The sequence below is a fragment of the Streptomyces sp. 1114.5 genome (genome assembly GCF_003635085.1).
Classification (GTDB): domain Bacteria; phylum Actinomycetota; class Actinomycetes; order Streptomycetales; family Streptomycetaceae; genus Kitasatospora.
Genome location: NZ_RBXE01000001.1, coordinates 2864266 through 2889369 on the forward strand (window position 1 = coordinate 2864266; position 25104 = coordinate 2889369).

Annotated in this window: 20 protein-coding genes and 1 tRNA gene; 11 read left to right on the plus strand and 10 right to left on the minus strand. The window is 72.1% G+C overall.

The window, feature by feature from the left end; all coding sequences use genetic code 11:
- Positions 1 to 96: 96 nt before the first annotated feature.
- The 3 genes from BX285_RS12615 to BX285_RS12625 all read right to left on the minus strand — a co-directional run bounded on the left by BX285_RS12615 (position 97) and on the right by BX285_RS12625 (position 2940).
- Positions 97 to 771 (minus strand): response regulator transcription factor, encoded by a 675-nt coding sequence (locus tag BX285_RS12615; protein WP_097238062.1) that lies wholly within the window; start codon positions 769 to 771, stop codon positions 97 to 99.
- On the minus strand, positions 768 to 2138 hold the full coding sequence (locus BX285_RS12620) for a sensor histidine kinase (RefSeq protein WP_121175161.1): 1371 nt from the start codon (positions 2136 to 2138) through the stop codon (positions 768 to 770). Before BX285_RS12620 ends, BX285_RS12615 begins: the two co-directional genes overlap by 4 nt.
- A 112-nt stretch (positions 2139 to 2250) precedes the next feature.
- Positions 2251 to 2940: a TetR family transcriptional regulator gene (locus tag BX285_RS12625; protein WP_121175162.1), complete on the minus strand. Its 690-nt coding sequence runs from the start codon at positions 2938 to 2940 to the stop codon at positions 2251 to 2253.
- Between the two features lie 216 nt (positions 2941 to 3156).
- Between BX285_RS12625 and BX285_RS12630 the strand changes: the two genes are divergently transcribed.
- Positions 3157 to 4761 carry an MFS transporter gene (locus BX285_RS12630; protein WP_121175163.1) on the plus strand — a complete coding sequence of 535 codons (1605 nt, stop codon included), beginning with the start codon at positions 3157 to 3159 and terminating at the stop codon, positions 4759 to 4761.
- Between the two features lie 166 nt (positions 4762 to 4927).
- Here the strand turns inward: BX285_RS12630 and aceE are convergent, their stop codons facing one another.
- Positions 4928 to 7678 (minus strand): pyruvate dehydrogenase (acetyl-transferring), homodimeric type, encoded by a 2751-nt coding sequence (gene aceE / locus BX285_RS12635; protein WP_097238066.1) that lies wholly within the window; start codon positions 7676 to 7678, stop codon positions 4928 to 4930.
- A gap of 516 nt (positions 7679 to 8194) precedes the next feature.
- On the opposite strand from aceE, the gene BX285_RS12640 reads away from it, so the two are divergent.
- The 5 genes from BX285_RS12640 (at position 8195) to BX285_RS12660 (ending at position 12343) form a co-directional block, all read left to right on the plus strand.
- Positions 8195 to 8635 (plus strand): DUF3052 domain-containing protein, encoded by a 441-nt coding sequence (locus tag BX285_RS12640; RefSeq protein ID WP_097238067.1) that lies wholly within the window; start codon positions 8195 to 8197, stop codon positions 8633 to 8635.
- A gap of 300 nt (positions 8636 to 8935) precedes the next feature.
- Positions 8936 to 9394, plus strand: coding sequence for a peroxiredoxin (locus BX285_RS12645; RefSeq protein WP_097238068.1), 459 nt, complete (start codon positions 8936 to 8938; stop codon positions 9392 to 9394).
- A 286-nt stretch (positions 9395 to 9680) separates the two neighbouring features.
- Positions 9681 to 10256 (plus strand): TerD family protein, encoded by a 576-nt coding sequence (locus tag BX285_RS12650; RefSeq protein WP_097238069.1) that lies wholly within the window; start codon positions 9681 to 9683, stop codon positions 10254 to 10256.
- Positions 10257 to 10513: 257 nt separating this feature from the next.
- On the plus strand, positions 10514 to 11092 hold the full coding sequence (locus BX285_RS12655) for a TerD family protein (RefSeq protein ID WP_097238070.1): 579 nt from the start codon (positions 10514 to 10516) through the stop codon (positions 11090 to 11092).
- 156 nt (positions 11093 to 11248) lie between these two features.
- Positions 11249 to 12343: a DUF475 domain-containing protein gene (locus BX285_RS12660; protein ID WP_097238071.1), complete on the plus strand. Its 1095-nt coding sequence runs from the start codon at positions 11249 to 11251 to the stop codon at positions 12341 to 12343.
- A gap of 135 nt (positions 12344 to 12478) precedes the next feature.
- Here BX285_RS12660 and BX285_RS12665 read toward each other — a convergent pair whose 3' ends face one another.
- Positions 12479 to 13612, minus strand: coding sequence for a DUF2637 domain-containing protein (locus BX285_RS12665; protein ID WP_121175164.1), 1134 nt, complete (start codon positions 13610 to 13612; stop codon positions 12479 to 12481).
- Positions 13613 to 14088: 476 nt separating this feature from the next.
- On the opposite strand from BX285_RS12665, the gene BX285_RS12670 reads away from it, so the two are divergent.
- Positions 14089 to 14823, plus strand: a complete 735-nt coding sequence (locus BX285_RS12670) for a Tellurium resistance (protein WP_097238073.1) — start codon at positions 14089 to 14091, stop codon at positions 14821 to 14823.
- A gap of 128 nt (positions 14824 to 14951) precedes the next feature.
- Here BX285_RS12670 and BX285_RS39205 read toward each other — a convergent pair whose 3' ends face one another.
- The gene (locus tag BX285_RS39205; protein WP_121175165.1) at positions 14952 to 16187 is read right to left on the minus strand and encodes a TerD family protein; all 1236 of its coding nucleotides are present in this window, start codon (positions 16185 to 16187) and stop codon (positions 14952 to 14954) included.
- A gap of 338 nt (positions 16188 to 16525) precedes the next feature.
- On the opposite strand from BX285_RS39205, the gene BX285_RS12685 reads away from it, so the two are divergent.
- The 3 genes from BX285_RS12685 to BX285_RS12695 all read left to right on the plus strand — a co-directional run bounded on the left by BX285_RS12685 (position 16526) and on the right by BX285_RS12695 (position 21359).
- The gene (locus BX285_RS12685) at positions 16526 to 17731 is read left to right on the plus strand and encodes an HpcH/HpaI aldolase/citrate lyase family protein (protein ID WP_097238076.1); all 1206 of its coding nucleotides are present in this window, start codon (positions 16526 to 16528) and stop codon (positions 17729 to 17731) included.
- A gap of 110 nt (positions 17732 to 17841) precedes the next feature.
- Positions 17842 to 20529, plus strand: a complete 2688-nt coding sequence (locus BX285_RS12690; RefSeq protein WP_183107061.1) for a phosphoribosyltransferase — start codon at positions 17842 to 17844, stop codon at positions 20527 to 20529.
- A complete protein-coding gene (locus BX285_RS12695; protein WP_121175167.1) occupies positions 20529 to 21359 on the plus strand; it encodes an HAD family hydrolase in 831 nt (276 codons plus the stop codon). Before BX285_RS12690 ends, BX285_RS12695 begins: the two co-directional genes overlap by 1 nt.
- Positions 21360 to 21432: 73 nt before the next feature.
- Here BX285_RS12695 and BX285_RS12700 read toward each other — a convergent pair whose 3' ends face one another.
- A complete protein-coding gene (locus tag BX285_RS12700; protein WP_030058700.1) occupies positions 21433 to 21648 on the minus strand; it encodes a zinc ribbon domain-containing protein in 216 nt (71 codons plus the stop codon).
- A gap of 76 nt (positions 21649 to 21724) precedes the next feature.
- A complete protein-coding gene (locus BX285_RS12705; RefSeq protein WP_183107062.1) occupies positions 21725 to 23092 on the minus strand; it encodes a hypothetical protein in 1368 nt (455 codons plus the stop codon).
- A gap of 161 nt (positions 23093 to 23253) precedes the next feature.
- Here BX285_RS12705 and BX285_RS12710 point away from each other — a divergent pair.
- Positions 23254 to 23328 (plus strand) — tRNA-Val (locus BX285_RS12710).
- 68 nt (positions 23329 to 23396) lie between these two features.
- Here BX285_RS12710 and BX285_RS12715 read toward each other — a convergent pair.
- Together BX285_RS12715 and BX285_RS12720 are read right to left on the minus strand one after the other, a co-directional pair.
- Complete coding sequence (locus BX285_RS12715) at positions 23397 to 24539, minus strand: site-specific integrase (protein ID WP_121175168.1); 1143 nt, start codon at positions 24537 to 24539, stop codon at positions 23397 to 23399.
- A complete protein-coding gene (locus BX285_RS12720) occupies positions 24539 to 24730 on the minus strand; it encodes a helix-turn-helix domain-containing protein (RefSeq protein WP_121175169.1) in 192 nt (63 codons plus the stop codon). The genes BX285_RS12715 and BX285_RS12720 overlap by 1 nt, the downstream gene beginning before the upstream one ends.
- Positions 24731 to 25104 lie beyond the last annotated feature (374 nt).

A 25104-nucleotide genomic window follows, 5' to 3' on the forward strand; every position in this document is an offset into this window, starting at 1 on the left:
GACGTCACTCCGCGGGGCCAACTGCCGGGTGCTACCGGGGTATCAGGAGGATTTCCCCCGCACTGACCTGGTGCCACCGGGGTGGGGACAACCCCCCTACTGGCCTGGCGTCACCAGGCCCGACTCGTAGGCGAGCACCACCGCCTGGGCGCGGTCGCGCAGGTCGAGCTTGGCGAGGATGCGGCCGATGTGGGTCTTGACGGTCTGTTCGGCGAGCACCAGGTGGGCGGCTATCTCCTGGTTGGACAGGCCGCGGGCGATCAGCTCCAGCACCTCGGTCTCGCGCGGGGTCAGGCCGTTGAGCCGCACCTTGGGGTCGCGGCGCTTGGCCGGGCGGGTGCGGGCGAAGTCCTCGATCAGCCGTCGGGTCACCGAGGGGGCGAGCAGCGCCTCGCCGGCCGCGACCACCCGGACGGCGGCGATCAGGTCGGCGGGCGGGGCGTCCTTGAGCAGGAAGCCGCTGGCCCCGGCGCGCAGCGCCTCGTACACGTAGTCGTCCACGTCGAAGGTGGTGAGCATCAGCACCTTGGGGCGGTGCGCGCCGGGCACAGCCGGGTCGAGTAGCCGCCGGGCGGCCTCCAGACCGTCCATGACGGGCATCCGGACGTCCATCAGCACGACGTCCGGGTGGGTGCGGCCGACGACCTCCAGGGCCTGCGCGCCGTCCGCCGCGTCCCCGACCACGTCGATGTCGCTCTGGACGCCGAGCAGGGCCGCGAAGCCGGCGCGCACCATGGCCTGGTCGTCGACGATGATCACGCGAATGGTCATGCGGTGGTCTCCCGGGGAGTGTCGAGGGGGTCGAAGGGCAGGACGGCGGCCACCTTGAAGCCGCCGTCCGGCAGCGGGCCGGTGTCCAGCCTGCCATCGACCAGCCGGACGCGTTCGCGCATGCCCACCAGGCCGTGCCCGGTGCCCTCGGCGGAGGCCTCCAGCGACTCGGTGCGCTCCGGCGGGGGCGCGTTGACCACCGTCACCAGCAGGGCCGGTCCGTCGGAGGCAGAGCCGGAGCCGGAGTCGGAGTCGGAGCCGGAGCCGGAGCCGGAGGAGAGCGAGACCCAGGTCCGCGCGCCGGGGGCGTGCCGCACCACGTTGGCCAGCGCCTCCTGGACGATCCGGTAGGCGGAGAGGCCGACGGCCTGCGGCACCGTCTCCACCAGCCCCTCGTCGACGCTCAGTTCGGCCGGCACCCCGGCCCGTCCCACCGTCTCGACCAGCTGGTCGAGTTGGCCGACCCCGGGCTGCGGGGCCTTCTCCCCGCCGGACTCCTCGCTGCGCAGCACGCCGAGCAGCCGGCGCATCTCGGCGAGCGACTCGCGGGCGGTGCCGGCGATCGTGGTGAACTCCTCGGCGGCTTCGGCCGGTACGTCGGGGATCCGGTACGGCGCGCTGGCCGCCTGCACCGCGATCACCGACATGTGGTGGGCCACCACGTCGTGCAACTCCCGTGCGATCCGGGCGCGTTCCTCCAGCAGGGTGCGCCGTTCGCGTTCGACCTCGCTGATCTGCTCCTGCTCGGTGAGCAGTCGGCGGGCCTCGGCGCGTTCCCGCAGGGCGCCGCCGAGGACCAGGACGGCGCCGGTCAGGGCGATCGCGAGCAGGCTGTTGTCGCCTCCCCAGTCCCGTACCGCGCCGATCACCGAGAAGGCGAGGCTCGACCCGGCGGTGGCCAGCCAGACCGCGACCAGGGTCCGGCGTTCCTCGCGGAGGGCGAGCGGCAGCATCAGCAGCAGGTAACCGATCAGGGCGGTGGCGGGCCAGGGCCAGACCGGGGAGGTGTTCTGGCCGGTGGTGAGCGTCAGTGCGGAGGTCAGCAGGTTCGCCGATCCGACCATCCACCAGGCGGCCAGCGGCCGGGTGGGCGCCAGCAGCAGGGGGACGGTCTGGGCCACCGAGAGCGCCGCGGCGAGTCCGGCGTTGAGGCCGTAGTCGTGTGACAGCACGTTGATCGAGCTGGGCAGGAGCGAGGAGATCGCGGCGAGCGCGGCGGCGTACGGCAGGTAGCGCACCCACGGCCGGCGGGCCTGTGCCAGCAGCGGCGTGTGGTCGGTGGACGGGTGCAGCAACGACGCGAGCAACGAGGCGAGCCGGGTGCGCGGGGACGGGCCGCGGGACTGCCCGGGGGACGGCTGGATCATCCCGCCAGGGTAGGGGTGGGCGCGGTGGCCGGCGTCGGACCGAGGGCTGGATCCCGGGTAGTACTGGGGTGGTACGCCGGGACTGCCGCGGGAGCAGCGGGCATACGGGAGGTCAGATCGCGGGGGTGCGCCAGTGGCCGGCCAGGGCGGGGCCGAGCTGGTCGAAGTGGCGCTCGATCAGCGCGATCATGCCCTCCGGGCCGTCGGGTTCGCGGTCGGCCGTCCAGGACAGGTGGGCGGCGCGCAGCACGCTGCCGAAGACGGCGGCGAGCACGGTGGGCCGCAGGTCCTCGCGCGGGTCCAGTCCCTCGCGTTCGGCGAGCACCCGGACGACGATCCGTTCCTGTTCGGTGACCCGGCGCAGGTGGGCGGCGAGGAGGGTGGGTGCGTCCTCGATCAGCCGCATGAGTTCGAGGGCGCTGGTGATCGAGCCGGGGCCGGTGGCCTGGGCCTTCCCGAGGTCGCGCCAGGCCTTGACGATCGAGGCGCGCAGGGCCTGGAGCGGGGTCTCCTCGGCGGGGCGGTGGCGCAGGCACTCGATGAAGTAGTCCTCGGCCTCGGCCATGACGGCGAGCGCGACCTCGTCCTTGTTGGCGAAGTAGCGGAAGAAGGTGCGCTGGGAGACGTCGACGGCGGAGGCGATCTCGTCGACGGTGGTCCGGGCGAAGCCCTGGCCGAGGAAGAGCTCGTGGGCAGCCTGGACCAGGGCGTCCCGGGTCTGCTGCTTCTTGCGCTCACGCAGCCCGGGTGTCCGTCCGGCGTCCTCCGGGGCGGTGGCGGCGTGGGGGGTGCGAGCGGCCATGGCGGGGGCCTTCCGGAGCGCGGGTCGGGCGGGTGGGAGCACAACCTTAGCGTTCTGCCAAATGTCAGTAATGGCCAGAAGTCACTGTTTGCCTAATGTCAGCAGCTGACATAATCTGCGGCGAGTGGCGCCCGTCGGGCCGGGGCACCTGTGGGGACGGGTGGGCCGGGGCGCCACGACCACGTTCCGAACGAGCCACGCCCCCGGAGGGCCCAGATGAGCCAGTCCGTCGTCAAGAACTCCGAGGCGGACGCCCCGCCACCGCCGAAGCCACCGTCCGGGGGCGGCCTCAAGGGGCACCCCTGGCTGACCCTGCTGACCGTCGCCGTCGGCGTGATGATGGTCGCGCTGGACGGCACGATCGTCGCCATCGCCAACCCGGTGATCCAGGAGAAGCTCAAGGCCGCGCCCTCCGAGATCCAGTGGGTCACCAGCGGCTACCTGCTCGCCCTGGCGGTCTTCCTGATCACGGCCGGCAAGATCGGCGACCGGTTCGGCCACAAGACCACCTTCCTGGTCGGCGCGGTCGGCTTCGCCGCGACCTCGGCCGCGATCGGCTTCGCCGGCAACATCCAGACCGTGATCGCCTTCCGGGTGCTGCAGGGCCTCTTCGGCGCGCTGCTCCAGCCCGCCGCGCTCGGCCTGCTGCGCGGGGCCTTCCCGGCCGAGAAGCTCAACATGGCGATCGGCATCTGGGGCGGCGTGATCGGCGCCTCCACCGCGGCCGGCCCGATCGTCGGCGGCCTGCTGGTCGAGCACGTCAGCTGGGAGTCGGTGTTCTTCATCAACGTCCCGGTCGGCCTGATCGCGCTGGCGCTCGGCCTGTGGATCCTCAAGGACGTCCGGGCCGAGAACGCCGCCAGGTCCTTCGACGTGCCCGGCATCGTGCTGCTCTCGGTCGGGATGTTCGCGCTGGTCTTCGGCATCATCAAGGCCCCCGAGTGGGGCTGGGGCGACACCCGGACGCTGCTGTACCTGGGCGGCGCGGTGCTGCTGATGGTGCTGTTCGCGCTCTGGCAGGGCAAGGCGCGCGAGCCGCTGGTCCCGCTCGGCCTGTTCCGCTCCGTCCCGCTGTCGGCGGGCGTGCTGCTGATGGTGCTGATGGCCTTCGCCTTCTTCGGCGCGATCTTCTTCGTGACCTTCGACCTGCAGAACGTGCACGGGATGAAGCCGGTCGAGGCCGGCGTCCACCTGCTGCCGATGACCGGCATGATGATCGTCGGTTCGCCGATCGCCGGCATCGCGATCGGCAAGCTCGGCCCGCGGATCCCGATCACGGCCGGCATGCTGATCACCACCGCCGCGATGTTCGGCATGTCCACCCTGGACACCGGCTCCGGCACCGGCGTGATGTCGCTCTGGTTCGTCCTGATGGGCCTGGGCATCAGCCCGGTCATCGTCGGCGCCACCGAGGTCATCGTCGGCAACGCGCCGCTGGAGCTGTCCGGCGTGGCCGGTGGCCTGCAGCAGGCGGCGATGCAGGTCGGCGGCAGCCTGGGCACCGCCGTGCTGGGCGCGCTGATGGCCGCCAAGGTCGGCGACGTGCTGCCCGGCAACTGGGCCAAGGCCGGCCTGCCGCCGGTCGAGGGCCCGCAGGCCGAGGGTCTCAAGCAGGCCGCCCAGCTCGGCATCGCCCCGCCGGCCCCGCCCGGTACCCCGCAGCAGGCGGTGGACGCGATGGCCGGCGCCGTCCACGAGTCCTTCGTCAGCGGCATGTCGCTCGCCTTCGTGGTGGCCTCCGTGGTGGCCTTCGCCGCCGCCCTGCTCGCCCTGCTCACCCGCCGCGGCACCACCGACGCGGGCCCGGCCGTGCACATCTGACGCCCCCGCCGGTACGGCACGGCCCCGGACTCCGTGGGGGAGTCCGGGGCCGTCGTGCAGCCGGACCCGTCCCGCGGCACCAGGCCCCGGCACCGGTGTGGCGCCCGAGGAACGCCGAAGGCCGGACCCCGTACGGGAGTCCGGCCCTTCGGCGTTCAGCCGGTGATCAGGCGTCGCCGCCGGCGGCGCCCGGGTCGGCCGCGGCCACGTCCAGTAGCTGGTAGCGGTCGATCGCGTCCTTCAGCGCCGAGCGGTCGATCTTGCCCTGCTTGGCGAGCTCGGTGAGCACCGCCAGGACGACCGACTGCGCGTCGATGTGGAAGAAGCGACGGGCCGCGCCACGGGTGTCGGCGAAGCCGAAGCCGTCGGCGCCCAGCGACTGGTACTGGCCCGGCACCCAGCGGGAGATCTGGTCCGGCACCGCGCGCATCCAGTCGGACACCGCGACGACCGGGCCCTCGGCACCCTGGAGCTTCTGGGTGACGTACGGCACGCGCTGCTGCTCCTCGGGGTGCAGCAGGTTGAACTCCTCGGCCTCCACCGCGTCGCGGCGCAGCTCGTTCCAGGAGGTCGCGGACCAGACGTCGGCCTTGACGTTCCACTCCTCGGCGAGGATGCGCTGGGCCTCCAGGGCCCACGGCACGGCCACGCCGGAGGCGAGGATCTGGGCCGGGATCTGGCCGGCGGCGCCCGGCGCGTACTTGTACAGACCCTTGAGGATGCCCTCGACGTCCACGTTCTCGGGCTCGGCCGGCATCTTGATCGGCTCGTTGTAGACGGTCATGTAGTAGAACACGTCCTCGCCGTGCGGGTGCTCGGCGCTGGAGCCGTACATCCGCCGCAGACCGTCCTGGACGATGTGCGCGATCTCGAAGCCGTACGCCGGGTCGTACGCGACGACGCCGGGGTTGGTCGAGGCGAGCAGCTGCGAGTGGCCGTCGGCGTGCTGCAGGCCCTCACCGGTGAGCGTGGTGCGGCCGGCGGTGGCGCCGATCACGAAGCCGCGGGCCAGCTGGTCGGCCATCTGCCAGAACTGGTCGCCGGTGCGCTGGAACCCGAACATCGAGTAGAAGACGTACACCGGGATCAGCGGCTCGCCGTGGGTGGCGTAGGAGGAGCCGGCGGCGATCAGCGAGGCGGTGCAGCCGGCCTCGGAGATGCCGTCGTGCAGCATCTGGCCGGTCGGCGACTCCTTGTAGGCGAGGAGCAGGTCCCGGTCGACCGACTCGTAGGTCTGGCCGAGCGGGTTGTAGATCTTCGCCGACGGGAAGAGCGAGTCCATGCCGAAGGTGCGGTACTCGTCGGGCGCGATCGGCACGAAGCGGTTGCCGATGCCCTTGTCCCGCATGAGGTCCTTGAGCACCCGGACGAACGCCATGGTGGTGGCGATGGTCTGGTTGCCGGAGCCCTTCTTGACCGCCTTGTACGCGTCGTCGCCGGGCAGCTCCAGCTTGCGCGGGCGCACCTTGCGGGTGGGCACGTAGCCGCCCAGCTCGCTGCGGCGGTCGTGCATGTACTGGATCTCTTCCGAGTTGCGGCCCGGGTGGTAGTAGGGCGGGTAGCCCTCGTCGAGCTGCTTGTCGGTGATCGGCAGGTGCAGCCGGTCGCGGAAGCGCTTCAGGTCCTCGACCGTCAGCTTCTTCATCTGGTGGGTGGCGTTGCGGCCCTCGAAGTTGGGGCCCAGCGTCCAGCCCTTGACCGTCTGGGCCAGGATGACCGTCGGCTGGCCCTTGTGCTCGCGGGCCGCCTTGAACGCCGCGTAGATCTTCTTGTGGTCGTGGCCGCCGCGACCCAGGTGCTGGATCTGCTGGTCGGTCATGTTCTCGACCATGGCGCGCAGGCGCAGGTCGCCGCCGAAGAAGTGCTCGCGGATGTAGGCGCCGGTCTCGGTGGCGTAGGTCTGGAACTGGCCGTCCACCGTGGTGTTCAGCTTGTTGACCAGGACGCCGTCGCGGTCCTGCGCGAGCAGCGGGTCCCAGCTGCGGTCCCAGACCAGCTTGATCACGTTCCAGCCGGCGCCCCGGAACTGGGACTCCAGCTCCTGGATGATCTTGCCGTTGCCGCGGACCGGGCCGTCCAGGCGCTGCAGGTTGCAGTTGACCACGAAGGTCAGGTTGTCCAGGCCCTCGCGGGCGGCCAGGGAGAGCTGGCCGAGGGACTCGGGCTCGTCCATCTCGCCGTCGCCGAGGAAGGCGTACACCTGCGAGTCGGAGGTGTCCTTGATGCCGCGGTGCTCCAGGTACCGGTTCATCCGGGCCTGGTAGATCGCGCCGAGCGGGCCGAGGCCCATCGAGACGGTCGGGAACTCCCAGAAGTCCGGCATCAGCCGCGGGTGCGGGTAGCTGGACAGGCCGTACGGGGCCTTCGACTTCTCCTGGCGGAACGCGTCGAGCTGCTGCTCGGTGAGTCGGTCCAGGAGGAAGGCGCGGGCGTAGATGCCGGGGGAGGCGTGGCCCTGGAAGAAGATCTGGTCGCCGGACTCGCCCTCGGCGTCCTTGCCGCGGAAGAAGTAGTTGAAGCCGACGTCGTAGAGCGACGCGGAGGAGGCGAAGGTGGCGATGTGGCCACCGACGCCGATGCCCGGGCGCTGCGCCCGGGAGACCATGACGGCCGCGTTCCATCGCGTCGCGTTGAGGATCTTCCGCTCGATCTCCTCGTTGCCGGGGAAGAACGGCTCGTCCTTGGTGGCGATGGTGTTGACGTAGTCCGTGCTGCGCATCTCGGGCACGGCGACACGCTTCTCGCGGGCGCGCTCGATCAGCCGCAGCATCAGGTAACGGGCACGCTCACGCCCCCGCTCGTCGATGGCCGCATCGAGCGACTCCAGCCATTCCGCGGTCTCCTCGGGATCGAAGTCCGGGACCTGACTCGGAAGGCCGCCAATGATGATCGGGTTGCGATCGGATCCGGAAGCCACGCTGTTCCTTCACTGTCGGTCGAAACTGAGGTGTGTCGCGCCGCCTCCATCGTGCTACCGCGCTCGGAGATCCGTCATCTCTACCGATCGGTAACCGTTCCGCCTGGTGGGCGGTCCGGTCTGGCGGCGTGCGGCGCGGGCGTCATCGCCCGTTCCGCGCACCCCCGGGTGTTACGAAAAGAGGTGGTCCGACCTGGTGTCCCGTCCGCCCGATGGCGGGCGGCCGGGGTGAGGGCCAACAGGAGACTCTACGCCCGCGCACGCGCGGACCCGAATGCCGTTCGCATCTCGGGCACGCGTACGGCCTGTGGGCCGGGACCACCCGAAGCATCCTTGTCCCATGCAGAGAAGGGCAAATCGGTGTGATTCCTGACACGTCGAGCGGCGTGTCCCGGTGTGGCACGTCAACCTTTGGAGGGGATCGGGGGTCGGGTACTTGCGCGAACCGCCGCGCCCGTGTGGACTACGGCCACAGCCTCGGCATGGATGCCGAGCCGAATACTGGAGGTTATTCCCGTGAGCGCGACCGCGGACCCCGCGGACAAGTCCAACCCGGCGACCCGTCTCGGCTTCGAAGAGGGCCAGATCATCCAGGAGCTGGGGTACGACGAAGACACTGACCAGGATCTCCGTGAGGGCATCGAGGAGATCACCGGGACGGAGCTCGTCGACGAGGACTACGACGACGTCGCGGACGCCGTCCTGCTGTGGCAGCGCGACGAGGACGGGGACCTCACGGACTCCCTCGTCGACGCCCTGGAATACCTGGCCGAGGGCGGTCTGATCTGGCTGCTGACGCCCAAGACCGGTCGGGCCGGCCACATCGAGGCCTCCGAGATCGCGGACGCGGCTCGCACCGCCGGTCTGTCGCAGACCAGCTCGATCGCGATCGCCAAGGACTGGGCGGCCACCCGCCTGGCGACCAAGTCCACGGCCAAGCAGCCCAAGCAGCGCTGAGCGGGTTACCGAGCCGCACGCCGGGCCCCGTCGGAGTCGTCCTCCGGCGGGGCCCGGCGCTTTTGCGGTGCGGGCGTCTTTCGAGGTCTTCGCGTTCGCGTTTTTGCGCTCGCGCGTTTTGCGTTCGCGCGCTTTGGCGTTCGCGTGTTCTTGGCGTTCGCGCGTTCGCCCAGGGCGAAACGCGGCGGGCGCCGGACCCGCCCGCCTCATCCGTTCGGCGGAACGGGCCTCGACGAATGGCAGGATGTTGGCCTGGCCGCGTCCGCCGCGCGGCGCCGCCGTGTCAGAAAGGTCCCGTTCATGGCCATCGAGGTCGGCACCCAGGCCCCGGACTTCGCCCTCGGCAACCAGCACGGGGAGACGGTCCGGCTCGCCGATTTCCGGGGTTCGAAGAACGTGGTGCTGGTCTTCTACCCCTTCGCCTTCACCGGCGTCTGCACCGGCGAGCTGGGCACGATCCAGCGCGAGCTGGCGGGGCTGCAGAACGACGACGTCCAGGTGCTCGGCCTCTCCTGCGACTCGCAGTTCTCCCAGCGCGTCCTCGCCGACCGGGAGGGCCTGGAGTTCCCGCTGCTGGCCGACTTCTGGCCGCACGGTGAGGTCACCCGCGCGTACGGCGTCCTCGACGAGGAGCGGGGCTGCCCGCTGCGCGGCACCTTCGTGATCGACAAGGCCGGCACGGTGCGCTGGAGCGTCGTCAACGGCCTCCCGGACGCCCGGGACGAGCAGGAGTACCTGAAGGTCCTCGCCGGGCTCTGAGCCCCACGGCGGGCGACCGGCGCGGGATCGGCGCGCGGCGGGGTGGGCCCGGCGGGGTCCGGTAGGCGCCCGGCGTGGGCCTGGTGTGGGCCTGGTGTGGGCCCGGCACCCGGCCGGCCGGGTGCCCGACGGCCGTGTCCGGCGGCAACCGCGCTGCGGACGGGAACCGCGTACTACGCTCGGGCCGTTGGCAGGGTGGGGTGCGGGAGCCGGTGCGCTCCCGGCCCCCGAACCCGCACCACCGGGGGCACCACCAAGGACGTGCCTCCCGATTCTTGGAGGACACGTGGGAGTCAGCCTCAGCAAGGGCGGCAACGTCTCGCTCACCAAGGAGGCCCCTGGGCTCACGGCCGTGGTCGTCGGCCTGGGCTGGGACGTCCGGACCACCACCGGGACCGACTTCGACCTGGACGCCAGCGCACTGCTCTGCAACGCCCAGGGCAAGGTCGCCTCGGACGGCAACTTCGTGTTCTTCAACAACCTGAAGAGCCCGGACGGCTCCGTCGAGCACACCGGCGACAACCGCACCGGTGAGGGCGAGGGCGACGACGAGGCGATCAAGGTCAACCTGGCGGGCGTCCCGGTCGACGTGGAGAAGATCGTCTTCCCGGTGTCGATCTACGACGCCGAGAACCGCGGCCAGAACTTCGGCCAGGTGCGCAACGCGTTCATCCGCGTGGTGAACCAGGCGGACAACACCGAGCTGGCCCGCTACGACCTCTCCGAGGACGCCTCCACCGAGACCGCGATGGTCTTCGGCGAGCTGTACCGCAACGGCGTCGAGTGGAAGTTCCGCGCCATCGGCCAGGGCTACGCCTCCGGACTGCGCGGCATCGCGCAGGACTTCGGCGTCAACGTCTGAGCCGTCGTCGGCTCTCGCCGGCGTCCTGCGGCGCTCGTCGGCACTCGGTGGCGCGGGCTTCGCGCCGTCCTCCCGGGGCGGCCCCGGACCTCCACGGTCCGGGGCCGCCCCGGTTTCGTCCGACCCGCTGCCGCGCCGTTCCGCCGCGCTGCGAGGATGTGAGTTCAGGAAGTTCAGCCGGCCAGAACGGGCCGGCCGGGGTCGCGGGGGACTAAACCTGTAAGGCGCCCCGGGAGAAGCAAGGGAGGAAGAACGTCATGGTGGTCACGCTCGCCAAGGGCGGCAACGTCTCGCTCACCAAGGCCGCGCCGAACCTGACGCAGGTCCAGATCGGTCTCGGCTGGTCCGCCCGTTCGACCACGGGCGCCCCGTTCGACCTCGACGCGAGCGCCCTGCTCTGCGGTGGCGGGCGAGTGCTCGGCGACGAGTACTTCGTCTTCTACAACAACCTCAAGAGCCCCGAGGGTTCGGTGGAGCACCAGGGCGACAACCTCACCGGCGGCGACGACACGGGTGACGACGAGGTCGTCCTGGTCAACCTGGACCTCGTCCCGGTGCAGGCCGACAAGGTGGTCTTCGCGGTCTCGATCTACGAGGCCGAGGCGCGGCTGCAGAACTTCGGGCAGGTGCGCAACGCCTACATCCGGGTCGTCAACTCGGTCGACGGCCAGGAGATCGCCCGTTACGACCTGTCCGAGGACGCGTCCGGCGAGACCGCGATGATCTTCGGCGAGCTGTACCGCTACGCGGGCGAGTGGAAGTTCCGTGCGGTGGGCCAGGGGTACGCCTCCGGCCTGCGCGGCATCGCGCTCGACTTCGGCGTGAACGTACAGTAAGGGCGGAAATCGGACCATCGGACCAATCGCACCCGACCCGATCATGAGAACAGAGGGCAGTGCGGGGGTGACCTGACCGGGCCGGGCCCGGTCAGGGGCGTCTCGGGGACGAGGCCTCCCCCGGCACGGCCTGAACCCGAAAGGTAGCCAACTCCCGTGTTCCTCCGCACATTCGGCTGGTCGTTCGCGATCACAGCCATCGGACTGGCCGCGGCCGGACTGCTCTGGGGAGCCCAAGGCTTCGGCATCGTGCTGATCCTCTCCATCCTGGAGATCTCCCTGTCGTTCGACAACGCGGTGGTCAACGCCACGGTGTTGAAGCGGATGAACCCGTACTGGCAGAAGATCTTCCTGACCGTCGGCGTGCTCATCGCCGTCTTCGGCATGCGCCTGGTCTTCCCGCTGCTGGTCGTCGGCCTCACCGCGAAGCTCAGCCCGGCGACGGTCATCGACCTCGCCCTGCACACCGACAAGACCCACAACGGCCTCACCTACGGCCAGTACCTGGAGGCGGCCAACCCGGCCATCGCGGCCTTCGGCGGCATCTTCCTGCTCATGATCTTCCTGGACTTCGTGTTCGAGGAGAAGGAGCACAACTGGCTGGGCTGGCTGGAACGCCCGCTGGAGAAGGTCGGCAAGCTGGACGCTCTGTCCACCGTCGTGGCCCTGGTCGCGCTGGTGCTGGCCTCCCACTTCTTCGCCGCCGAGCACGCCGAAACCGTTCTGCTCGCCGGTGTCCTCGGCCTGATCACCTACCTCGCCGTCAGCGGCCTCTCCTCGATCTTCGAGTCGGGCCTGGAGGAGGAGGCCGAGCGCGAGGAGGAGGCGGAGAAGTCCGGCAAGTCGGTCGTCCAGGTCGCCGGCAAGGCCGCGTTCTTCCTGTTCCTCTACCTGGAGGTCCTGGACGCGTCGTTCTCCTTCGACGGCGTGGTCGGCGCGTTCGCCATCTCCAGCGATATCTTCCAGATCACCCTGGGCCTCGGCATCGGCGCCATGTACATCCGCTCGCTGACCGTCTTCCTGGTCCGCAAGGGCACCCTGGACGACTACGTCTACCTGGAGCACGGCGCACACTACGCGATCGGTGCGCTGGCGGTGATCCTGCTGGTCGGGATCGAGTACCACATCCCGGAGATCGTCACCGGGCTGATCGGCGTCGCCTTCATCGGGCTGGCGCTCGGCTCGTCGATCCTGCGCAACCGGCGCGAGGGCGCGGAGGAGCAGGCGGAGTTGGTGAGCAGCGGCAAGTAGCCGGCTGGGCACAGCCCGGCTCTCGGGCACGTGAAACGGCCGCCTCCGGGGTTTCCCGGGGGCGGCCGTTTCGTGGTTCGGGCGGTGGTGCAGTGGTGGTGCGGTGGCGTGGTGGTGCGGTGCTGGGCGCCTCGGTCAGCCGAGCTGCTGCTCGATCGCGCGCAGCTTGCGCTCCAGCGAGTCCAGCTTCGGCATCGACAGGGTGTCGTCGTCGGCCGTCAGGTCGACGGTCGAGCTGCGGTGCGACGAGCCGGAGAGGGAGGAGGAGTAGGAAGAGCCGGAGCCGGAGCCGGAGAGCGAGGAGGAGTAGGAGGGGGAGACGGCGGCGCGGGGGCGGCGGCCGGCATCCAGGGCGGCGGGCTCCAGCGAGGGGGTCGAGGGGGAGGCGTCGGACCCCGCGGCTAGAGCAGGCTCCGTAGCGCTCGGGCCGTCTCCGGCAGCCGTGAGGGCGGGCACCTGGCGGCCGCCGCGGCCCCGGGACAGCATGCCGCCGCCCTGGCGGGAGATGGCCTTCAGCTCGGCACGCTCGCGGCGGTCGGCCGTACGGGCGCGGGCCTTGGCGTCCAGCTTCGCCTGGCGCTCCTCGCGCACCTCCTCGACCGCCTCGTCCAGACTGCGGACGTTCTCCAGCAGCATCAGCGACCAGGCCGCGTAGGTCTCGCGCGGGGCGCGCAGCCAGCGGACGATGCGGATCTGCGGCAGCGGGCGCGGCACCAGGCCCTGCTCGCGCAGCGCGGCCTTGCGGGTCTGCTTCAGCGCGCGGTCGAACAGGATCGCCGCCGAGATCGACATGCCGGAGAAGAACTGCGGGGCGCCGTCGTGCGAGACGCCGCGCGGGGCGTGCACCCAGTTGAACCAGGCCGAGGCGACCGCGAACACCCAGACCAGCAGGCGCGAGCCGAGCGCCGCGTCACCGTGGCTGGCCTCGCGCACGGCGAGCACCGAGCAGAACATCGCGGCGCCGTCCAGACCGAACGGGACGAGGTACTCCCAGCCGCCGGACAGGCCCAGGTTCTCCTTGCCGAAGCCGACCAGGCCGTGGAAGGACAGCGCGGCGGCGACACCGGCGCAGCAGAACAGCAGCGTGTACGAGGAGATGCCGTAGATCATCTCCTTGCGGCGGCGGCGCTCCTCGCTGCGCTCCCAGGAGTCGCCGGACTCCACCTTCTTCGAGCTCTTGAATCGCAGCGTCGCCATCAGGACGGCAACGAACAGCAGGGCTGCGCCGCCGACGACGGTCCAGACCAGCTGTATGGAGGTCAGGTTCATTGCGGGTCGGGCCTCGGGTTTCCGCAGGGGACAGGTTCACAGTGCGACACAGGCGATCAGGTCCCGCCGTACGGGCTCCGCCTGACGGTTCGTTCGTCGCCGCACGACGTGCCTGCCGCGCCCGGGCGGGGGCGGACGGGACACCTGTGCGGCTAGACGATATCGCGTCCGAAGGGGCGGCATGTTACGGGAGGTCGGCTTGCTCCCGCCAATCGACTCGCCGGTCGGTCGGCGGTCGGTCGCCGGTCGGTCGTCGGTCGCCCGGCGGTTGTTCGTCGGTCGCCGGTGGTTCGCTGACGGTTCGGCGCTGGTTCGCTGTCGGCTCGCTGCTGATTCGTGGCGCGGATGACCGGCGGGCGGCCGGGCGGGGTAGAGGAGGGGCAGGACGGGGTATCCGGCGGCCGGGCGGATGCCCGATCATTGGTCGGCGGGCCGTCAGATCGCCTGGCGGGAGCAGGGGGAGGGGAGAGGACGGGATGGTCTCGATCTGGGAGTACCTGCGCGGGGAGAGGAGCTACACCTTCGACAACCCGGGCGGTCAGCACAAGGTCATACTCACCAAGTCGGCCCCGCAGCACGCGATCACCGGGGCGGCCGCCACCACCGGCTACCTCTACGTCAACCTGCACTGGTCGATGCGCCCGGGCGCCTCCCGGCCGAGCACCCGCGATACGGTCAAGCGGTTCTTCAGCCCGCGGATCCTCAGCCCACGGGAGCCGGACTCGGCGCAGAACAGCGAACCGCTGAACGTCGACCTCGACCTGGCCTGCATGTACGAGCTCTCCGACGGCTCCACCGGCGTCGTGCAGCCGCTCGGCGGCCTGTTCGGCGACCTCCAGAACCCGCCGTACGTCAAGCTCAGCGGCGACGACCAGTACGGGGCGCCCTCGGGCGAGACCATGTACGTCAACCTGGAGAAGAAGGACAAGTTCAAGCGGCTGCTGATCTTCGTCTACATCTACGACGGCACGCCGGCCTTCGAGCAGTCGCAGGCGGTGGTGACGATCGTGCCGCAGACCGGGCCGCGGATCGAGATCAAGCTGGAGGAACGGGCCCGGGCGGCGCGCTCCTGCGCGGTGGTGCTGATCGAGAACGCGGGGGACAACCAGCTGACGGTGCGGCGCGAGGTGCGGTACGTCAACGGGTTCCAGTCGGACATCGACCGGCTGTACGGGTTCGGGATGCAGTGGCAGCGGGGGTACAAGGGGTAGCCGGGCGGGGCAGCGAGTGGCCGGCCCCGGGCGGCGGGGCCGGCCGGGGCCGTTTCGGGTGGAGACGTTTCGGTGGGGCCGTTTACGGTGGAGCCGCTTCGGGCGGAGCCGTCCTTGTTGGGGCCGGGTCAGCGGGGCTGGAACTGGGGGCCCTGCGGGGGCAGGGCGAACTGCTCGCCGGTGGGCGGCGCCGGGGGCTGGGCCGTCGGCGGCTGCGGCGGGACGGGCGGCTGCTGGCCGGTGCCGGGCTGCGGGTAGCCGTAGCCGCCCGGGTGCGGCTGCGCCGGGACGGCGTGGTTCGGCTGGGGGTAGCCGTAGCCGGTGCCGGGTTGCTGCTGTGGATACGGCTGGGTGGGCTGCGGGTAGCCGTAACCGGTCCCGGGCTGCTGCTGCGGGTAGCCGTACCCCGTGCCGGGCTGCTGGGGGTAGCCGTAGCCGGTGCCCGGCGGGTGGCCGGGCTGGTGCGCCGGCTGGTGGCCCGGCGGCGGGGTGGGCGGGGCCGGGGGGACGGTCGGGGGCGCGGTGGGCGGCGGGGGTGTCGCCGGGGCGGCCGGTGCGGCGTTGCTCGGGGCGCCCGTCGGCGCGCCCGTGGTGGCGGCGACCGGGGCGGGGGCGGCCGGGGCCTGGGGTTGCGGGACGGCCGGGGCCAGGGTGAAGGTGCCGGGCTCGGGGGTGGTCGGGCGAGGGGCCGGCATCGGGGTGCTGCGCGGGTCGACCGCACCGGTGGGGGCGGCGCTGGAGGCGGGCGCCGGGGTCTGGGCCTGTCCCTGGGCCTGTCCCCGAGACTGGGCCTGGGCCGCGTCGGTGCCCTCGGCCGCGTCGTCGACGGTGATGCCGAAGTCGGTGGCCAGGCCGATCAACCCGGAGGTGTAGCCCTGGCCGACCGCCCGGAACTTCCAGGACCCGGCCCGGCGGTACAGCTCGCCCGCGACCATGGCGGTGACGTTCTCGGCGTCGCTGATCGCGAACTCGGCGAGTGCGGGCGCGGATTCACCGGCCGCGGCGTCGAACAGCAGCAGCCGCAGGCCCGGCACCGTGCGGAAGGACCCGCCCTCGGAGGAGCCGGCCAGCACCACGCGGTCCACCTCGGCGGGCAGCTTGCCCAGCTCGACCTCGACGGTGTCGATGATCTCGGCGCCGCCGGAGGCCTGCTGCTTGGGCAGGTGGCGGACCAGCCCGGAGGGGTGGCGGGGTTGGTTGTAGAAGACGAAGTCGGCGTCCGAACGGACCTTGCCGTTGGCGCCGAGCAGCAGCGCGGACGCGTCCACGTCCGGCGCACCGGGCGCGGCGCTCCAGCGCAGCACGGCGCGGACCGCCGCCGCCGGCAGTGCGATGTTGGCGCCCTTGGCCATCACGTGCGTCATAGCCGACCATCCTGCCTGTTCGCCACCCCTTCGGACAACGTGACCGGAGCGGCCCGCGCCGGGTCGGACTTTGCCAAGACTTGCGCTTTTCGGGGTTTGTCGCCCCCGAGTCCATGATCGTCCAAGTGGACCGGGATGTTCCGGGAGTTCAGTGCCGGGGAACCGGGAACGGCTTGATCCCGTCCTTACGATGGGCGGTCGAGAGGCCCCGGGGTTCGGCGGAGGGACGGATCCGCCGCTGGCGGTCCGGGGAACCATGGAGCCCGGTCGGCCGGTTGACCAGGGTGTCGTCGCCGGCAACGGGCCGGGGGCCGGCCCACTTCCTGGAGGAGAGCACCATGCGCCATTTCGGCCACCTCGCCGAGGACGTACGCGGCCGGCTCTTCCTGGAGCAGCCGCGTGCGTTCACCGCGCAGAGCGAGCCCGAGGTGCTCGCCACCGCGCTCGGCGGCACCCTCTACAGTCCCGCCACCAGGCCCGCGCTGGCCGCCGACATCCGCAAACAGGCTGCTCGGGGCGTGGTGTCGATGGTGCTCTGCCTGGAGGACGCGATCGCCGACCACGAGGTCGACGCCGGGGAGCGCAACCTGGTCGAGCAGCTGAACGACCTGGTCAAGGATTTCACCGACTGCACACAGAGTCACCCACTGCTCTTCATCAGAGTCCGAGCTGCCGCTCAGATCCCCGACCTGGCCGAGCGGCTCGGTCCGGCCGTCGAACTGCTCAGCGGGTTCGTGCTGCCCAAGTTCACCCCGGAGAACGGTGGCGGGTACCTGGCCGCGCTCGCCGCAGCCGAGGCCGCGACCGGGCGGCGGCTGTTCGCCATGCCCGTCCTGGAGTCACCCGAACTCGCCCACCTGGAGACCCGGCGCGACCGGCTCTTCGCCATCGCCGACCTGCTCGCCGAACACCGGGAACGGGTGCTGGCCGTCCGGCTCGGCGTCACCGACCTCTGCTCCGCGTACGGACTCCGGCGCTCGCCCGACCTCACCGCGTACGACGTCGCGCTGGTCGCCGGGGTGATCGGGGACGTGGTGAACGTGCTCGGCCGGGCCGACGGCACCGGGTACACCGTCACCGGGCCGGTCTGGGAGTACTTCCCGGTGCAGGAGCGGATGTTCAAGCCGCAGCTGCGCCGCACCCCGTTCACCGAGGGCTCGTTCACCGCCCCCGGGACGACCCGCACCTCCGGCGAGGAGGTCCGCCGGCGGATCATCGAGCACGACCTGGACGGGCTGATCCGGGAGGTCGAACTCGACCGGGCCAACGGCCTGCTCGGCAAGACCTGCATCCACCCCAGCCACGTGCCCGCGGTGCACGCCCTTTCCGTGGTCACGCACGAGGAGTACTGCGACGCCCGCGACATCCTCCGGCAGGAGCAGGACGGCGGCGGAGTACTGCGCTCGGCGTACACCAACAAGATGAACGAGGCCCGGCCGCACCGGGCCTGGGCGGAACGGATACTGCTGCGGGCGCAGGTCTTCGGCGTCGCCCGGGAGGACGTGAGCTTCGCGGAGCTGCTGTCGGCCTGCCTGTGCGGCTGATCTCGTGAGACGGACATGACGAACGCACCAACGCACCACCGAAGGCCATCGCACCACCGAAGGCCGCCGTACCGCCGAAGGCCATCGCACCACCGAAGGCAGGACCAGCAGTGACAGCAACACCGCAGACGTGGACCGGCCGTTGGGTCGCCGACCGGGCCGGGATCGTGCTCACCGGATCCGACCGCCTCACCGAACTCGTCGGCCTCGCCCTCCGGGAGAACGGCAAGCGCGCCCACCTGCTGGTCTCCACCGTGCTCGGCAAGCACGTGCCGCAGCGGCCCTCGGTGGTCCACGGCGCCGGACTCGAACTCGGCCGTACGGTCCGCGAACTGCTCGGCGAGCAGGCCGCTGCGCGGACCGTCGTGCTCGGCTACGCGGAGACCGCCACCGGCCTCGGCCACAGCGTCGCCGACGCCCTCGACGCCCCCTACCTGCACTCCACCCGCCGACCCGTCCCCGGGATGACCCCGCTCGGCGGCTTCGAGGAGGAGCACTCGCACGCCACCTCCCACCTGCTGCTCCCCGCCGACCCCGAACTCCTCGCCGGGGACGGGCCGCTGGTGCTCGTCGACGACGAGTTCTCGACCGGGACGACGGTGCTCAACACCATCCGTGAACTGCACGCCCGGCACCCGCGGGACCACTACGTCGTGGTCGCCCTGGTCGACCTGCGCTCCGCGGACGACCGGAACCGGCTCGCCGACGCCGCCGCCGAACTCGGCGTCCGGCTCGACCTGGTGGCCACCGCCAGCGGCGGGGTCGAGCTGCCCGAGGACATCATCGAGCGGGCCGGGCGGCTGATCGCCCGGACGGCAGCGGCCGACGCCCCCACGGCGGCCGCCGGCCGCGGCTCGGCCGACCCCGCGCCGCTGGTCCGGGTCGGGCTGGACTGGCCCGCCGGGCTCCCGGACGGCGGCCGGCACGGCTTCACCGCCCACGACCGCACCCGGCTCGACGCCGCCCTGCCCCGGCTGGCCGGGCAGCTCGCCGAAGCCCTGCCAGCGGCGGCCCGGCGGGTGCTCGTCCTCGGCTTCGAGGAGCTGATGTACGCGCCGCTGCGCCTGGCCGCGGCCCTCGACGAGCACCTCGGCGGCGACCGCGTCCGCTACTCCACCACCACCCGCTCGCCCGTCCTGGCGGTGGACGACCCCGGCTACGCCATCCGCACCCGGCTCGCCTTCCCCGCCCACGACGACCCGCAGGACGACGCCCCGCGCGAGCGCTACGCGTACAACGTCGCCCCCGGCAGCGACCCGGCGCGGCGCTTCGACGCCGTCGTGCTGGTGGTGGACGACGTCGCCGACACCCCCGCGCTGCACCGGGGCGAGCGGGCACTGCTCGGGCAACTGCGGCAGGTCACCGACCGGGTGGTGCTGGCGGTGCTGCCCTCGCACCGGCCGGTGCCGGCGCCTCCGTCGGTGCCCGGGGCGGTGCCGGTGCCCGGGGCGGTGCCGGGTCCGTTCGCGTCGGTGCCCGGGGCGGTGCCGGGTCCGTTCGCGTCGGTGCCCGGGCCGCCCGCGCCTGGGCTGCCTGCGCCGTTGTACGGGCCGGGGTTCTCCTCGTACCGGGCCGAGGAGGTGGCCTGGCTGCTCAAGGACCTCTCCGGCGTCGCGCTCGAAGCGCCCACCGAGGAACGCGAGGAGGCCGTCCAGAACGGCGGCGCGCACTACGCCGAGTCGCTGCCGGTCGAGTACCAGCCCAGCCCCGAGTACCAGGAGCTGTTCCACCAGGCGCTGCGCGGCTCCGCCCGCCGGATCGCGCTCGCCGTCGGCACCGTCGCCGAGACACTGCTGCGCGAGCGCGGCCCCGGCCTGGTGCTCGCCTCGCTGGCCCGGGCCGGCACGCCCGTCGGCATCCTGATCCGCCGCTGGCTGGCCTTCGCCCACGGCCTCTCCGTGCCGCACTACGCGGTCTCGATCGTGCGCGGCCGCGGCATCGACCCGGTCGCGCTGCGCTACCTGGCCGCCCAGCACCGTGCGCAGGACGTGGTGTTCGTGGACGGCTGGACCGGAAAGGGCGCGATCACCCGCGAACTCGCCGACGCCCTCGCCGGCACCGGCTTCGACCCGGACCTCGCGGTGCTCGCCGACCCCGGCCGCTGCGTGCGTACCTACGGCACCCGGGACGACTTCCTGATCCCGTCCGCCTGCCTCAACTCCACGGTGTCCGGCCTGGTTTCGCGCACCGTACTGCGGGCCGGGCTGATCGGGCCGGACGAGTTCCACGGCGCCAAGCACTACGCCGAACTGGCCGGGAGCGACGTCTCGGCGGCCTTCCTGGACGCGGTGGCCGCCTGCTTCGCGGAGGTGCGCGCCGCGGCGGTCGAGGGCGCCGACCGGCTCTCCGCCGACCCGGACCGGACGCCCGACTGGGCCGGCTGGGCCGCCGTCGAACGGATCAGCGCCGAGTACGGCATCGACAACGTCAACCTCGTCAAGCCCGGCGTCGGCGAGACCACCCGGGTGCTGCTGCGCCGCGTCCCCTGGCGGATCCTCGCCCGCCGTGGCGCCGGCGCGGACCTGCACCACGTCCGGCTGCTCGCCGCCCAGCGCGGCGTCGAGGTCGAGGAGGTGGACGGTCTGCCGTACACCTGCGTGGGCCTGATCCACCCGCGCTACAGCCGCGGGGCGACCGGGGGCGACGGGCGGTCGGTGGCGGCGGGTTCGCTGTCGGGTGCGGGTGCGGGTGCGGGTGCGGGTGCGGGTGCGGGTGCGGGTGCGGCTTCGGGCTCGGGTGCGGCTGAGGGTGCGGCTTCGGGTTCGGCTGAGGGTTCGGTGACGGGGAGGGATTCCTGATGGGTGTTCTGGTGGCGAGCGACCTCGACCGGACGCTGATCTACTCCGACCGGGCCCTCGCCCTGGACGTCCCCGACCGGCTCGCGCCGCGGCTGCTCTGCGTCGAGGTGTACCAGGGGCGGCCGCTGTCCTACATGACCGAACGGGCCGCCGGACTGCTCGCCGACCTCTCCCGGCAGGCCTGCTTCGTCCCCGCCACCACCCGCACGCCGGAGCAGTACCACCGGGTCAAGTTGCCCGGTCCGACGGCGGGTTGGGTTCCCGCGTACGCGATCTGCGCCAACGGCGGGCAGCTGCTGGTGGACGGCGTGCCGGACCGGGACTGGCGGGCCGAGATCACCGCGCGGATCGCCGACGGCTCGGCCCCGCTGGAGGAGGTCGTCCGGCGGCTCGCGCTCTGCGCCGACCCGCAGTGGACGCACAAGCGGCGCGTCGCCGACGAGCTGTTCGCCTACCTGGTGGTCGAGCGCGCCGAGCTGCCGGCCGGCTGGCTGGAGGAGCTGACCGGCTGGTGCGCGGAGCGCGGCTGGGCGGTCTCGCTGCAGGGCCGCAAGGTGTACGCCGTCCCGGCGCCGCTCACCAAGAGCGCCGCACTCACCGAGGTCGTACGGCGGGCCGGGGCGACCACCGTGCTCGCCGCCGGGGACTCGCTGCTCGACGCGGACCTGCTGCTCGCGGCCGACGCGGCCTGGCGGCCGGGGCACGGCGAACTCGCCGACAGCGGTTGGACCGCCCCCGGCGTCACCGCCCTCGCGGAGGTGGGGGTGACGGCGGGGGAGGAGATCGTCCGGCGCTTCCTGGCCGGCGCGACGGCGGTGCCGGTCGGCTGATCCGTCGATCCGTCGATCCGTCGATCCGTTGGTCTGTTGACCTGTGGCTGACCGGCGGCCTGTCAGGCGGGGGTCAGCCGCAGCACCCGCCGCCGCAGCAGCCGCCCCCGCCACCGCCGGCCGGGGCCTGCTGGGCGCCGGCCGCGCCGGTGACGGCGACGGTGGACAGCAGCTTCACGGTGTCCTCGTGGCCCTGCGGGCAGACGGCGGGGTCGCCGGCCTGCGCCATCGGGCGGCGGAGCTCGAAGGTGGCGCCGCAGGAGCGGCAGCGGAAGTCGTAGCGTGGCATGACGGCAGGGTACCGAGGAGACGGCCGTCCGCTCCAGAGGAGACCGTCGCCGGCCGTACCGCCGGTACCACCCGTCCTACCGGTGTCCCAGGTCGCCGCGGATCAGCCCGATCACCTGCGCCGCCGTGTCCCGCACCGCCGCCAGTTCGGTGAGGAAGTGCCAGTAGTCGGGGTGCCGGCCGGCCGCCTCCAGGGTGGCCACCGCGCGGTCCAGCCGGGCCACCGCCTCGTCCAGCGGGGCGGCGTGCCGCGGGTCCGGGGCGTTGCGCCCGGCCATCGCCAGCCGCTGCGCGTCCCGGATGGCGAAGCGGGCGCGCTCGATCTCCCGGTTGGGATCGTGCTGCACCTCGTTCAGCTGCCGCAGCCGGTCGTTCACCGCGACCACGGAGCCGTCCGCGGTCTCCAGCAGCGCGCGGACCGTACCGATCGCGGCGGTGGCGTCCGCCCAACGCTGCTCGTCCCGGGCGCGGGCGGCCTCGGCGAGCTTGCGCTTGGCGGCGCGCCCGCTCTCCGCGACCTGGTCCGGCACCCGCTGCAGGTCCTGCCAGCAGGCGGTGCTGAACCGGCGGCGCAGCTCGCTCAGGGCGGGGTCGACCGTCGCGGCCTTGGTCTCCAGGGCCTGGATCCGGGTCCGCAGGCTCGCCACCCGCCGGTCGATCTCCCGCGCCCGCTCCGGCAGCTGCCCGGCGTCGGCGGCGACCGCCTCGGCCCGCCGCTTCACGTCCTCCGCGCGCTGCAGGGTGCCCGCCACCCCGTGCCGGGCCGGGCCCTCGTTCAGCCGGCCCAGCTCCGGTGCCAACTCGGCCAGCCGGGCCGCCAGGTCGTCCGCCCGCAGGCCGGCGCCGCGCGCCTCGTCCAGCGCGTTGGAGGCCGCGAGCAGCGCGCGCTTGGCCTGCTCGACCGCCGGGGTGACCCGCATCAGCTGCTGCTCGGCGTGTTCGAGGGTCGGCTGCAGGCGGCGCAGGAAGTCGTTCAGCTCCGCCTTGGCCGAGCCGAGCTGGCCCTTCACGTCCTCCAGTTGGCGCCGGGCCTGTGCGGCCGCGCCGGAATCCAGGGCCTCGCTGTCCAGGTTGTGGGCGTCGAGCGCGCCCAGGTAGTTCACCGTGACCTGCTCGACCCGGCCGGAGATGGCCGCAAGATCGGCCAGCGCGCGCTGCGCCGTCGGCCCGTCCTCGGCCGCGCGGACGGTCTCCACCGCGAGCTGCACCTCGCGCTGCGTCTCCTCCAGCTCGTAGAACGCCTCCTGCGCCGCGGCCCGGGCCTCCCTGGCCCCCGCCCGTACGCCCTCGCCGCCCCCGCGCCGGCCCCACCAGCCGCCCGTCCCGGCCGACGCCAGCCCGACCGCCCCCAGCGCACCCGCCAGCACCACCGGCAACACCAGGGCGTCCGCCAGCGCACTCCCCGCCCGACGCCGCCCCCGCCCGCTCCCGCCGGCCACCGTCACTGCGCGCTCCCTGCTCCGACCCGCTGATCCGGCCCCATTCTCCCCGATCACCCCACCCGCCCGTCACCCCCTCCCCACCCCCTTCCGCCCGCCCGGCCCGCACCACCCTCCGGGACCAGGTACCCTAGGCACTCGTCGTGTGCCCGCCAGGCCACGGCCGGGGGCGCGTAGCTCAGCGGTAGAGCGCTGCTCTTACAAAGCAGATGTCGGCGGTTCGAAACCGTCCGCGCCCACCAGCACAAAAGGCCCGCAGCGATCACGCTGCGGGCCTTTTGACTGCACTGATTGACGGCAACTGCTGGTGTCAGTCGGTCTTCCGGCGCCTCTTGAGGAGGCGGTCCATGTGCCCGAGGGCTTCGCGCCGGGTCTCCTCCGAGACGTGCGTGTAGACGTTCATGGTCACGGCGATCTGGCTGTGGCCGAGGATCTCCATCACCACCCGCGGGGCGACGCCGGCGGCGAACAGGATGGTCGCGCAGCCGTGCCGCGTGTCGTGGAGGCGGATGCGCGGCAGACCGGCATCAGCACCGATCCGCTCGAAGGACCGACTGAGGTTCCGGGGCTCGATCGGCCGACCAGTCCGCGTGGTGAACACGTACCCGGTGTCCTCCCAGTCCCGGCCAGCCTCCTCCCGCTGCTTCGTCTGCTGGAACCGTCGCCACCGCAGCGGAGCGATGCACATCGCCGGCAGCGGAATCGCCCGCGTCCGACGGTTCTTCGTGCTGTCGGCGTACAGCTCCTTCTGCACGCGCTGGAGCTGGGTCCGAACGGTGAGCTTGCGTCCGTCCAGGTCGATGTCGCTCCAGCGTAGGCCCAAGATCTCGCCGCGCCGCAGGCCCAGCGTGATGGCCAGCACGAACGCGGTGTACAGCGGGTCCGGGCGGGCCGCCTCCAGGAAGGTGATCGTCTCGTCCAGCGTCCACGTCTTCATCTCGCGCACCTCCACACGCGGGGCCGGGACCAGGGTGGCCACGTTCCGGCTGATCAGTTCCTCGCGGCACGCAGCCGTGAGGGCCGTACGGAGCACGCGGTGCGACTCCTTGGCCGTGGCGGCGGATGCCTGCCGCGCCACGGTGTTGACGAGGCGGCGCACGTCGGGGACGCTCAGCGACTCCAGGCGCTTGGTCCCGATGTTCGGGATCAAGTAGCGCCTGACGTGCGTCTCGTACTTGGCGTACGTCGTCTTCTTGCGCTGCGGCCGGATGAACTCCTCCAGCCAGTAGGGGAGCCACTCGGAGAGCTTCTGCGAGCGGGTCGGGGTGGGCACACCATCCCGGGCGCGCTTCACCAAGTCCTGGCGCTTGGCGTCGCACTCCTCCCAGGTGTCGCCGTAGACGGTCTTGCGCTTGCGGGTGCCGTCCGGCTGCGGCACGTACACGCGCCCCTCGTACCGGCCGTCCTTGCGCTGCCAGATGCTGCCGGCGCCGTTCGGGTTCTTTCGGGCCATCAGGAACGGCTCTCCTCGGTCTTGGTGCGGATGTAGTCGGCGAGGCTGTCGACGGCGATCCGTCGGCAGCGGCCCTCGGTGAAGCTGATGAGCGTCTTGGCGCGGATGAGGTCGTAGACCTTGCTGCGGCTCATCCGGAGTGCGGCCATGACCTCGGGCACGGTCAGGGCTTCGGGGATGGCGGTGGCCATGCGTGCTCCCTGGGCGGTGGTGGGGCTTGTCGCGGCGCGCGTTTGTCCTAGGTGGGGATTTCTGCGTCATTGCGTCATCAGCGTCATGCGAGCCTCTGACCTGGGGCTTCGCATGACGCAGTGTTCGAGGGCTGCGTCACGGATGCGTCATGGGCTGCGTCATGGCATGACGCAGATGACGCAGGATGACGCAGCGTCCGCCGTCTGCGTCATGGGTGTCGGCGCAGGCCAGGGGCCGTTTTCCGTCCCGCATGACGTACATGACGCAGCGTCTTCCCTCTTAGGACAAAAGAGGGGCTGTTTGCTTGTGGTGCGATGCGCCTCAGAGCGTGAAGAAGGAGCCGCTTCGCGGCGCGACCTTTGGCGGCTTCGCC

Coding starts and splice junctions, on each gene's coding strand:
- BX285_RS12655 (WP_097238070.1), top strand. CDS start 10,514: ATGGTGGTCACGCTCGCCAAGGGCGGCAACGTCTCGCTCACCAAGGCC.
- BX285_RS12700 (WP_030058700.1), bottom strand. CDS start 21,648: ATGCCACGCTACGACTTCCGCTGCCGCTCCTGCGGCGCCACCTTCGAG.
- BX285_RS39205 (WP_121175165.1), bottom strand. CDS start 16,187: ATGACGCACGTGATGGCCAAGGGCGCCAACATCGCACTGCCGGCGGCG.
- BX285_RS12630 (WP_121175163.1), top strand. CDS start 3,157: ATGAGCCAGTCCGTCGTCAAGAACTCCGAGGCGGACGCCCCGCCACCG.
- BX285_RS12645 (WP_097238068.1), top strand. CDS start 8,936: ATGGCCATCGAGGTCGGCACCCAGGCCCCGGACTTCGCCCTCGGCAAC.
- BX285_RS12720 (WP_121175169.1), bottom strand. CDS start 24,730: ATGGCCACCGCCATCCCCGAAGCCCTGACCGTGCCCGAGGTCATGGCC.
- BX285_RS12665 (WP_121175164.1), bottom strand. CDS start 13,612: ATGAACCTGACCTCCATACAGCTGGTCTGGACCGTCGTCGGCGGCGCA.
- BX285_RS12620 (WP_121175161.1), bottom strand. CDS start 2,138: ATGATCCAGCCGTCCCCCGGGCAGTCCCGCGGCCCGTCCCCGCGCACC.
- BX285_RS12715 (WP_121175168.1), bottom strand. CDS start 24,539: ATGGCCCGAAAGAACCCGAACGGCGCCGGCAGCATCTGGCAGCGCAAG.
- BX285_RS12685 (WP_097238076.1), top strand. CDS start 16,526: ATGCGCCATTTCGGCCACCTCGCCGAGGACGTACGCGGCCGGCTCTTC.
- BX285_RS12670 (WP_097238073.1), top strand. CDS start 14,089: ATGGTCTCGATCTGGGAGTACCTGCGCGGGGAGAGGAGCTACACCTTC.
- BX285_RS12625 (WP_121175162.1), bottom strand. CDS start 2,940: ATGGCCGCTCGCACCCCCCACGCCGCCACCGCCCCGGAGGACGCCGGA.
- BX285_RS12615 (WP_097238062.1), bottom strand. CDS start 771: ATGACCATTCGCGTGATCATCGTCGACGACCAGGCCATGGTGCGCGCC.
- BX285_RS12695 (WP_121175167.1), top strand. CDS start 20,529: ATGGGTGTTCTGGTGGCGAGCGACCTCGACCGGACGCTGATCTACTCC.